Below are 11475 nucleotides of genomic sequence, written 5' to 3'. Positions count from 1 at the left end.
GCCGGCAACGGAGTTTCATCACAAAAATGGCTATGCGAAGACCAAATCTCATGACAATCTCGTTGCACTGTGTGGACTTCATCATAAGATTACACATGCGGGAATGTATAGCGAGCCTACGAAAACAGACCTTCTTTATTTGGAACACAGGAAACTGGCCCTTAGGTAGAAGGTGTCGGACTGTTGGTGGGTATACCGGAGTATCACTTTTGACTTTTTAGCCCACAAAATTCTCCATAGTGTTCACGTGAACACTTTTGGAGGTGAGAAAATAAGTTGTGGGGAAATCAAGGGTTGTTGGGTGATCGAGGATGATAAAACGAGTGAAGGAGAAGTTGAGGTGGCAGCAGATTGTGGGACGAAAGTTGAAAATGCGGTGAAAAACGGGTCAGCGCGCAAAAAACTTCAACTTAATCTTTCCGAAAATACGCTCAACCAACTTTTGGAATTGCAAGAAAAAGGTTTGGAAATAGACGAATTGTTCAATGAATTTTTACAAAAAAGAAATCAGGAAATCGCGCACTCGATTGACGAGTGGTGAGGCTTTAAATACTTTGTATAAAAATGTAAAAAACTTCTTCAAGTATTAAGCGAGCATCTCATCCAATTTACCTTCGTCATCTAGCCCCTCTAGATCTGAGTAGCCACCAATGAGTGTATCGTTGATGTAAATCTGTGGAACCGTCATGAGTTTACCTTCTGATCTCTCCATCATTTCTTTCTGCTTCGCTTCATCATAAGTTATATCGTATTCAGCAAATTCAACTTCTTTGTCTTCAAAAAGTGCTTTTGCTTGAGAACAATAAGGGCAGTAATCTTTTGAGTAAATTTCTACTTTGGCCATGTATTTGTATTTAAGTTTTAGGTTTGGTTACTTCGTTTGCGCCGTGCGTTTTGGCACATTTGAATCTTTGAGCCGAATTAGGTTCGAAGCAATCTTCGCCGCCTCAGCTCTGGTCAACTGTCCATCCGGATCAAATTTACCACCACCTTTACCATTAATCAAATTTAAACGATAAGCCGTCTCGATATATGGTTTCTGCCAAAATGCGGTAACGTCATAGAAAAAAGTATGGCTGTATGAATACGGCTCGATCTGCGCCGCCCGAAGGGCGAGCGCAATGGCTTCAGCTCTATCTATACTTTCATCCGGCTTAAATGTGCCATCCACATAACCTTCAACTACCCTACCCAAAGCTGCTGTGTATATAAAATCAGCATACCAATCCCCTACCCTAACATCTGCAAATTGACGCTCCGTTGCCGGCTGCATTGTAACTTTGTAATTCAATGCTAATAGAAGCATTTTCGTGAATTCAGCCCTGGTTATGGGTCTATCAGGATAGAAGTAATGATTCCTATACCCTTCAACAACGCCCAGATCCAGCATTTCTAAAATATATACCTCTCCCCAATGTCCTCTAATATCATAAAATTCATAAGGTTCCATAACTTTAGGAATGACATAATCACATCTTCCGTTGATCATAGTTTGACCATTTGTACATGATGCCCTGTATGCGTTTGTATCTCCGGATTTAAATTCAAAATCTATGCCGTATTTGACTTCAACCGTATAAGCTATAGTATTTAATAAATATCCCGGGATTGTGATTTGAGCTTTTTTCACCTCACGTGACTTAAATTTAAATGTGTTTTTCACATAAGCCATACAAGTATAATTTGGGCCTTCGTCATAAGACGTATTATTTTCACTAAATTCATAAAAACTATCCTCCCCACCAATTATATATACTTCACGTGGATTTGGAGTCGGACTAAATGCAAAAGGTGGGTCCGTATATCTAATACGAACACCAAATATATCTTTTGTAGTTGAGCTACACCCGGAGCCATACTCACTCCAAGACACTTCTTGATTTGAAGTATTTTTTGCAGTTATTTCTATATTAAGCTCATTTCTCTCATTATCAAAAGTACTGCTCTGTGTAACTTTTATAATATCACCATTACATCCACCATTTGAACTCAGTGGACAATTACAAGTCATGTCATCATAAACCTCTCCACCTGTTGCTTCACACATATATCTTTCATTTACAACACATCTACCATACGGCTCCTCAACACGATTCCCATCCTGAGGGAAGACATCACAACTAAGACCGCTCGCACACCTATAGTAAGTACCTCCGCGCGTCGCATTTTGATCGACGTCCCCACAAAGCTCACCTTCATCAACAATCTCTGTGTATGCATATTGATCCCACATGTTCACATTTGGATTCCCCATGAGCGCAAAAGTTGTCTGCGAAAACATAAATCCAAGCAAAGCTGAAAACACGACAATCAAAGTAAAAATATAACGACGCATAAGCTGATTTTTATCAAATATAAGACTGGATTCTCTCACAGTAGGCCGGATTTCGCAACTAATAATGGTACTGCTTGCCTTCGATTATTGTAAAGGCGCGGTAAAGTTGTTCGACAAGCATTAGACGGATCATTTGGTGGGTGAAGGTCATGTGGCCGAAGCTCAGGACAAAGTCACAAGCATCAACTACCGTTTGCGAAGTCCCATAAGGTCCGCCGATCAAAATTAATAATTTACCCTGACCAAAATCGCGTACCTCTCTTATTTTTTCCGCAAACTCTTCAGAACTCAAATTTTTTGCTTTTATACCAAGTAGGATTTTGTAATGATCCTCATATTTTGAGAGTTTTTCTAAAATAGCCTTACCTTCTTCCTCTATATGCCGGTCACGTATTTTTTCACCTGTCGACTCCTTCAATGTCACAATTTCCAGATCACAAAAAGACTGAAGTCTTTTTATATATTCATTTAAACCTTCTTCTATAAAAGAGTCTTTTGTTTTACCTACTTGTAAAATAGTTATTTTCATATTTTGATCTACTAACCAAGGCTCTTTCGCATAAGACCGGATCGTGTAATAACATCTGAAAGATCATTTCCTTGCTTCATAGTCCAATAAGCTGACGATGAAAGATTTCTGTGAATGTAGTGATGTGGCTCTACAGGTCCAATAGGTATTTCAAGAATTTCTTCTATCAAACGAATGTCTTCTTTGTAATCTTTGAGGGATGGATATTCTTCTATAAGCATATCGAGATTTTCAGGATTGAAATATTTACCTGCATGCAGTAAGTCAGCACGGAGATTGATGTATAGCTTATCTATAAGTTCCAGTTTCCCTGCTTCTTTCATAGCCTTGAGCCCACGACCGGTGCCGATAAATTCAGGTGGAAGCCCTATAGAATAAAGAGCGCCGGTGAACTTGATAGCACGTGGTAGCTTCACTTCACCAATACCTCGTGAGTATCCAAAAAGCCCAATATGCTGGATACGTTCACGGCGCGACGGCACATCATTTGCAACCTTATTTATCAACGGTGCAATCGACTCAACTGTTGCTCTATAAAATTTTCCAAATACTTGATCGATATCAAGAACATCATTAATTTCTTCATCGCTCAAATGCAGTGGCTCGCTCTTTGGGAGTTCATTTTTTAAAATTTCATAAGCTTTTTTTACTTCATCCGCATCATAGTCATACCTAAATGCGGATTGCGTCGTAACTGTACGAATACCTTTGAGATCTCTAAGACGTTCTTTCAAAAAAGCAGGATTTAATCCACCTCTAAATGGTAACGAACCTGTACCGATAATAGGATAAACCTCTATCCCCGTCTTTGCTTTGAATTTGTAATAATAATTTGAAATACCTGCACGCATAGCGCACTCTGCAGGCACAAGCCCTGCATTCATAGCCGGGTCTGAACGTGCAATAAACGGCCTCATATAAGTAGGTTTCTTGCCGAATTCTTTTTCACACGCATCCACGTATTCTTCAAGTATCTTCCACGAATTAATAATAATTTCCGTAGTCTCAAAAAGTGGAATAATATTTATGTCGCTCAAATCTCCCATCTCATGTGCAAATACTTTTCTTTCAAATTCAGCCACCTGCCTAAATGTTCTTCTGATTTTAAGAAGCTGTTCCGTATTTGTCGTCATAGGCAAAATCATCTCAAAAACCGGAGGTGATGCAAACCCACTGGATTTGGCGAAATCATCTGAAGTAAGAAGGCTTAAGTAGGCGCGCGCCAAGCGCGCCGTTTTCTCTTCATCCGCATTTGGAATACGAAATGTTAAGAAAAAATCTCGCCCAAGCGGGTACTTTTGGAAAAAATCCGGATATTGTCTAAATAATTTTTCGATGACAGCTTCATCTACAAACTTCCCCTCCCAATCCCACATATATTCATCCGCCTTAAGCTCCGCAAACATGCTATAGCACTCCTCTAATTCATCTGCCGTAGTTACAAATTCATTATCAAAAAGCTTCACTTTGCCAGCATTATCAGGATGCTGCGTTGCCATTATCGCAGGTATTTTCCTGCCATCAGGTGCTATGTTTCCAGAATGATTTATCATATTAAAAGAGTTTATTTTACCTTTGGCTTGAATACTACCGCACGCATTTTTTTTTGCAACAGGTCGATTTTCATATATTCATCACCACCCTCGTCGAACACACAACCTCATCTCGGCATCTAATACCCTTACTCTGATATAGTCCATTGCATTCTACCTTCTTTTCATGGTCTTCATCATCATAAATTTCTCATCCATGATGTGTGCGATGTCATGATGCCCTTTGCAAAGCGGAGCTAGGAACTGCGGGTTATTGCTGCCAGTTAGCCCAAACCTAGCTGTATGATGAATATGTTCAGAATCGTAGTTACAACCTGGCGTCGCACATTTAACCCCAAATTCTTCTTCAAGTATTTTTTTTATCTCAACTCCGATGTACCTCACTGGCTTCTTGCCTTCCGCCTTACGCTCTTCTTCTTTTTTCACCACGTCCTCCGCATTTCTCACCTTTTTTTCTGCCAAATCTTCATTTCGTTTTTTGAAGCCACCTCTAACGACCTTGTCTATATCTATGCCTTTTTCTTGAAGTTCCAAAAGATGATTGATCGTATCCTCAGAAAGATTTAATTGTGCTTTTTTCAAAACGATTTCTTGGCTTTGCATATTGATTTGAGAGGCTTGCACGTGCAGACTTTTCGCATCGATTTGCGGCTCAAATAAGCCATTTTGACTTCTTAAGTCTAAATATTCAAACAACATTTCATCCATATTATTACTGTTCTCCTTTCTCTTAACATCACGAACCAGAACCTCAAGCGAACGATTTGATAAAACTTCCGCACTTGTAGCCAAAACTGATTCATTCTCGCTAGTCGCAATAGAGACGACCCGCGCTAATTTGTTTATACTGACTTTCCCATCAACCAACATCGACTTAAGTACCGGCTTATCTTCAAAACGTTTTTCTAGATTTATTGCAAGTCGTATTTGGTCTTCGCTCAAGCCCGCCATACGTTTGCCAAATTCAAATATCGAACCATATCCTTTTTTCTCATAAAGTTTACGACGATTTGCTTCCGGAAGAAGTCCTATGAATTTTTGCCGCCAAAGTAGCGCCTGCGTGCCATATTTTTTACATAGGGCGAGAAGTTTTTTGTCTGAAAAATCTGTAGTAGAATTCATATGATATAAGTTAAAAAATAAGAGGTTTTCAGTGGATTTAAATTACCAAAAATACGCTCGAAAATCAAGATTCAAAAGTCCGAAAAGCAGCTAAAACAAGCCAGCTATTCCATTTCGACGTGACAATTTGTCAAGAATATTTCATGGTGAGCGGCGGGTCACCTTTGGTGGTTAATAAGAGATGCCAAAGATCATACCCCAATCAAACAATTCATTTTGCTGTCCTGAGCCATTCTTACGAACCATACCATAATAACTACCGGCATTTTTATTATTTACCCTTTCTAAAATTCGCTTCTCATTGCGATGAAGGCTGAATTCAAACTTCTAACGCCGCATTTTTTTGACATATTAGTTTTTTATTATACAGTATGTGGTGCGTAAAGTCCATTGCTAAGTTTTTACACCTTTTGTACTCTGCACTCATGCAAAAAGGAACTCATATAAAAGTAAAGATAGATAAAGTCGGATTTCAAGGGATTGGAATTGGAGTTCTTGACCAAAAATTAAATCCTGATGTTGATATTCCGGAAGATGAATTTGGAAAAAAAGTTTTAATTCAAAACACACTACCAGGTGAAGTTGTGAGAGCTCAAGTTTTTCGAAACAAAAAGAAATTTACCGATGCGGAAAAAATAGAAACGATTGAAGTTTCCCCAATGTCAGTCACTCCACGCTGTAAGCATTTTGAAATATGTGGTGGCTGCAAATGGCAAAATTTATCATACGAAGAACAACTGAAAATCAAACAAACTCATGTAATAGAAACTTTGACGCACCTCGGTGGATTTGATGAAGAGATGATTAACAAATTGATGCAACCTATCTTGCCTTGTGAAAATCAATGGCAATATCGTAACAAAGTAGAACTGAGCTTTGGATGGGATGCCAATATGGAGCCGAGTTTCGGCTTCCACGCCGAAAATCGGCGATACGATATTTTTAATATCAAAGAATGCCACTTGATGTCAGACCGAATGTTTGAGGTCGCACTCGCTATCAAAAACTTTGCAGAACAAAACAAGCTCACGGCATATAAATTTCGAGAAGGTATAGGACTACTACGCTCCGCAACAATTCGTGAAGCCAAAAACACTGGAGAAATCTTAGTGAATTTGGAAATGAGTAATGAAGAATTCTCAGATAATTTACGAAAAGAATTCGTGGAATCTTTGGCGAATTTCAACATTGATTCAATATTTATAACGCAAGTGATAACTGCGCGTGGACACAGAACGGAGCGAAATGAAGTATTACTACATGGCAAACCGACAATTATGGAGAGGATGAATATAAATAATCAAGTCTATACATTTCATATTTCACCTTCTTCTTTTTTCCAAACTAATACGGGGCAGGCGGAACGCCTGTACCATATGGCCTTACAAAATCTCAACTTACAAGGAACAGATACAGTTTTGGATTTATTTTGCGGAACCGGAACTATTGGGATTATCGCTGCAAAATTTGTAAACAATGTAATAGGTATAGAGCTCAACCCTGATGCGGTGGTTGACGCAGAAAAAAACGCAGAGCTAAATCAAGAGCCGAATATCGAATTTATCGCTGGAGATGTCGGTGAGATATTAAAAGATTTCGAAAAAGAAGGACGAATAAACTCACTCCAAAACAAAAAAATTATCGTAGATCCCCCTAGATCCGGCCTAATGCCAAAAATGATTGAATATATTTTGAAGCTCCGCCCAACGCATATAAATTATGTCTCCTGCAACCCAACTACACAAGCTCGAGACATAAAAGAATTATGCGAAAATGGATACCAAATTACTTTGATCCAACCCGTCGACATGTTCCCGCATACATATCATATTGAGAATGTTATGGGGTTGACTTATAGCCATATAAGCGGATAATATCCCCTTCCGCATATTAACTATAATTAATGACTGATAGATGGTTTGAACAATCAGGACCACCTAAAAGTGTAGCTCTAAATCTACCTGCAAAACGTGCGGATAACGTGCTCAGCGATGCCGGCTTTGCATGGGATCAAAGAATGCTTCTTGAAAATGCCGGTTTAGATCCGGATTACGAAACCTTTCAAAGGGAATCTTCACCCGCTGGAATGAATCAGCTTTTTGAAGCCCCACTCTCGGAGGTAGTGGCTGAAACAATAGCAGAAATGCAAAAATATTTAGCAATGGCTGTTAGTGATACTGCTATAACTGATGAAAACATAGAAGAACTTGGACCAAGTGAAGTAAGTGCATTACAAGCAGCAAATCTAGAAAACCCACTTATACAAAGAATAACTCAAAGAATGCTCGCGCTAGTTCATAGAAGCAGACTTGAGAAATCCCCAATAGCAAGTGTGACAGCAACTATGCTACTTATGGGCAAAGATTCGCCAAGAGCCATCGGCTCAGACGTAGCCATCTTTATACCTAATGGTATAAAGGCAGCATTCAAACAACTTGATGATGCCCGGTCAAAGCTTCCCGGAGGTACGGTCTTTAGTAGAATGCTATATGGTAGAGACTCACATGCAGATAGAGAATCACTCTTCGCAGAAGCAAAAGTCCGAAGCTCTGCATTCTTCGATTCAATAACAGCTGTGATCGATGTTATAAATGATGATGATTTATTATACTTCAAAAGGCTTTGTGAAGACCCTATCAGAAAACCGGCAGATCGTTTGAAACAAGCGATCGCGACGCATAACGTACTTGAACCGCTAGAAGCATGTGACGCCGCTTTCCGTGAAGCTATCATAGAATATGCAAGAAATATCGAAGATGGGACTTCTCACTTCGGTAGTGTTATACAGGAATCAGACGTGAACTTTAAAGCAATAGGCGTTGATAAATTAGGTGAAGTCACCGACTCAGCGTCCGAATTTGTAGATAATGACTATCTAAAAAAATTTGTTGAGGGAGCTCGCAATGTTCATCATTTGCCAGGTCTTTCTGAAGATGTAGCCCATGCGATAAATACAAATAATAAGTTAAGTGAAGCTGTATTTATGATAAAAGCCATGGAAACCCAAACAAATTTTCAAGCATCTATCACTCATGAAATACTCATGCTACTTAACAAAATAGAAAGACATTATGGTTCACAAATGCTTAAGCAAGCTGAAGGAAGGGATGAAAGAAATGCCATGTCTGCAAAACTTGGGATTGCAAGAGGTATGATAATCGAACTTCTCATGATAAATATGTTCTTTATAAACACTCTCGAAAAAGACAATAGGCTGCTCCAAAAATTTGCCGAAGAGTTCCATAAAAACCCCGATCAAGTGGTCGGAGACGAGAAATCTCTAGCAAGCCTTAAATGGATGGCACATTTTTCACTAACAAATAGTGCCAGACTTGCTCACTCACGAAAAATAGCACTCACCATGTTGCAAGGAGCACTAAAAAAAGAAGAAGAAGAGGAATTCTAAATCCTGCATAAAGATCAACTTAAGCGACCGCTTTCCCTTCTTCGCTTGTTAACCAATCCAAATCATCTACCATCTTTAGTGCTTCCCCTGTAGGCAAGCTTTGAGCGTCTTGTTGAGGTGTTAGAAACCTAACTAATCCATCTTCATCTAAACTACTTGGCATAACTGTTTCTTCTTCTTTCGCTTCGGTGACTCCAATAGCATCTCTAGCTTCTTCAATTACATCAGTTAGTTTTGCCGGTGTTTCATTTGCAACCACCAAGCCACTAACACGACCTAAACTATCTAAACCTGCTTCTGCTTGTTCACGGCTAAAACCCATTTTATCACCCGCTTGTTCTAAAATTTCTGCTAAATTCACTTTTAAATTGATTAGTTAATACCTACTTAAGATTGTACCAATTTTCATCAAAAAGGCAAGTAAAAACCGAGTTATTTATTGTTATTTTTGATGAATTCTACCGCCTCTTCTTTTGTCTTAATATTATGAGCGTGGATTTCGTGTTCGAGGGATTCTATGAGAATGCCAAGCTCGGGGCCGGCCGCAAGGCCGGCGAGCTCCATAATTTCTTCACCTGTCAGAAGTTTTGGGAATTCTTCCGGTCGAGCCAATAACCATTTGTGATAAATACGATTTAATTCATCAAAAACAGTAAAATCACTTGGATCGGTACCAGCTATATCTGCATAAAAAATTTCCATCAAATCTATGAAATATGGATTTCTGAACCATTTGTTTCGAGTACCTTCCGGCATGTCGAGAATGGAGTTTAAGTTCATGTGATGTTCAGTCACCCAAAGTATATGCTCCATATCTCTGTTTGAGAATTTAAGTCTCTTCATGACTCGTCCGGCAATCTCGTGTGAAGTCTCTGCATGATGGTCAAAACGGATTCTCTCATGCTGATCTTCCAAAGCATCTTTTGGATTATCTATCCCTATTTTAAATGTCTGTGGTTTCGCAATATCATGAAAAAGCGCAGCCCAACGGGAGTGGAATACTGATGGTTCCGGGGCTCCACCTTCCATATCTTTGAGAAATTCTAGGTCTAAGTATGGGGCTGTTCTTTTTGCGCACGCTTCCAGCGTGCGCATGGTATGTTCAAAAACATCTCCTTCATGGTGATATTGATATGGCTGCGCAACTCCTTTTGTCGCTTCAAGCTCAGGCATAATATCTACCAGCATTCCGAGCTCATAGAGTTCGCGAAAAGCCTCAACCGGATAATTGCTCATCATCATTTTGTTGAGCTCGTCGGAGGAGCGCTCCATACTTACATTACCTGCTTTGTCTGCATGTTTTTTGATTTCATTATATGTATCCGGGTGCCACTGAAATTGTAACGTATTTTTGAATCTCACTGCTCGAAGCAATCGCAATTGATCTTCCAAAATCCTCTCTTCCGGATTACCCACAAATTTAATCATGTGCTCATCTAAATCTTCGACACCGCTCACGAAGTCCAAGATTTCATCTTGGATGGGATCATAAAAAAGTGCATTTATAGTAAAATCTCTCCGTAGAGCATCCTCTTTTGGCTCAGTAAAAGTTACGAAATCCGGACGTCTACCATCTGAATACCCGCTATCAGAACGAAAAGTTGCAATTTCAAAATTATGTCCGTTTTCATGAACTAAAATTACCCCAAATTCCTTACCTACCGGATATGTTTTTTCAAAAATCTCTTCGATCTGCTCCGGAGTCGCATTTGTCACGATATCATAATCTTTTGGATGCTTACCGAGTAGCATGTCACGCACGCATCCCCCAGCCCAATAAGCGATGAATCCTTTATCTTTTAAAGCCTGCACTAGTTGTATCGATGTTGATTTCATTTTTATTTTTTTATCAACATGAATCATAGCTTCGAAGCACTTGATTGTAAACAACCGCATACTCATTTACACATGTAGAACCGGCTCACTTTTTCATCAATTTCATATTTTTGACGTTTAGTATCTGGCTCAAATAGCACCGACCAGTTTACTTTCAAATCTTTAGGCTCATTTTCTATGGGTGCCATCTTTTCATTCTCAATCAATCCCGCATGAGCTAATCGTTCGTGAGATTTGCAAAGTGGCACTAAGGTGTCTGGATCATGAGTTGCATCGAGCGCGAAGCGCGAGATATGATGCAAGATCTCATATGGCTTGCTACAGCCCGGATACGCACAAAGCCCACTTGTTTTTGCGACCACATATCTCTTAATCTTAGCAGGAATATATCGTTTTCCGGTGTTGACTTGTGCAGGTTTTTGCCCCTCAGACGCTTGATTCGCCTCCACAGAGTCCAACATATCATTTAAAAGATCATCCCATTCCCTCTTACCCTTTATTTTTTTCAATCTTTCAATCGTTTTCACATTTAATTTCATGTAAATCGACTTACTTATGCGGTTTTCGGGACTCTGACTCGTACTAGTACAAGATTTTTGGAATGGTTCATTTTCTAATTTTCGATTTGCATCGAGCGACCCCACGGTTTGCCCCAGAGCTGATTCTACAGGAATATTCCGCACTTCACCTTTGT

Annotated in this window: 11 protein-coding genes; 3 read left to right on the top strand and 8 right to left on the bottom strand. The window is 39.5% G+C overall.

The features are described from left to right. Positions 1-247: 247 nt before the first annotated feature. Positions 248-541, top strand: coding sequence for a hypothetical protein (locus Q8P68_01735; GenBank protein ID MDP4007890.1), 294 nt, complete (start codon positions 248-250; stop codon positions 539-541). Between the two features lie 45 nt (positions 542-586). On the opposite strand, the gene grxC is transcribed toward Q8P68_01735, so the two are convergent. The 5 genes from grxC to Q8P68_01710 all read right to left on the bottom strand — a co-directional run bounded on the left by grxC (position 587) and on the right by Q8P68_01710 (position 5539). Beyond that, complete coding sequence (grxC, locus tag Q8P68_01730) at positions 587-844, bottom strand: glutaredoxin 3 (GenBank protein MDP4007889.1); 258 nt, start codon at positions 842-844, stop codon at positions 587-589. Positions 845-871: 27 nt separating this feature from the next. Then, positions 872-2374 (bottom strand): S-layer homology domain-containing protein, encoded by a 1503-nt coding sequence (locus Q8P68_01725; GenBank protein ID MDP4007888.1) that lies wholly within the window; start codon positions 2372-2374, stop codon positions 872-874. A gap of 19 nt (positions 2375-2393) precedes the next feature. After that, on the bottom strand, positions 2394-2864 hold the full coding sequence (locus tag Q8P68_01720) for a 23S rRNA (pseudouridine(1915)-N(3))-methyltransferase RlmH (protein MDP4007887.1): 471 nt from the start codon (positions 2862-2864) through the stop codon (positions 2394-2396). 11 nt (positions 2865-2875) lie between these two features. After that, a complete protein-coding gene (gene ppcA / locus Q8P68_01715; GenBank protein ID MDP4007886.1) occupies positions 2876-4417 on the bottom strand; it encodes a phosphoenolpyruvate carboxylase in 1542 nt (513 codons plus the stop codon). Between the two features lie 153 nt (positions 4418-4570). Next, complete coding sequence (locus Q8P68_01710) at positions 4571-5539, bottom strand: hypothetical protein (GenBank protein MDP4007885.1); 969 nt, start codon at positions 5537-5539, stop codon at positions 4571-4573. A gap of 425 nt (positions 5540-5964) precedes the next feature. Between Q8P68_01710 and rlmD the strand changes: the two genes are divergently transcribed. Next, positions 5965-7413, top strand: a complete 1449-nt coding sequence (gene rlmD / locus Q8P68_01705) for a 23S rRNA (uracil(1939)-C(5))-methyltransferase RlmD (GenBank protein MDP4007884.1) — start codon at positions 5965-5967, stop codon at positions 7411-7413. Positions 7414-7442: 29 nt separating this feature from the next. Next, a complete protein-coding gene (locus Q8P68_01700) occupies positions 7443-8945 on the top strand; it encodes a hypothetical protein (protein MDP4007883.1) in 1503 nt (500 codons plus the stop codon). A 19-nt stretch (positions 8946-8964) separates the two neighbouring features. Here the strand turns inward: Q8P68_01700 and Q8P68_01695 are convergent, their stop codons facing one another. The 3 genes from Q8P68_01695 to Q8P68_01685 form a co-directional block, all read right to left on the bottom strand. Then, positions 8965-9306 (bottom strand): hypothetical protein, encoded by a 342-nt coding sequence (locus Q8P68_01695; protein MDP4007882.1) that lies wholly within the window; start codon positions 9304-9306, stop codon positions 8965-8967. Positions 9307-9377: 71 nt separating this feature from the next. Next, a complete protein-coding gene (locus Q8P68_01690) occupies positions 9378-10781 on the bottom strand; it encodes an HD domain-containing protein (GenBank protein ID MDP4007881.1) in 1404 nt (467 codons plus the stop codon). A 62-nt stretch (positions 10782-10843) separates the two neighbouring features. Further along, positions 10844-11475: HNH endonuclease signature motif containing protein (locus Q8P68_01685; protein MDP4007880.1), on the bottom strand; the 632-nt coding region annotated here is incomplete at its 5' end.

Source organism: Candidatus Peregrinibacteria bacterium, assembly GCA_030700255.1.
GTDB lineage: Bacteria > Patescibacteriota > Gracilibacteria > UBA1369 > JABINC01 > JABINC01.
The sequence above is the reverse complement of the archived record's forward strand: the minus strand, read 5'-3'. Positions and strand labels throughout refer to the sequence as shown.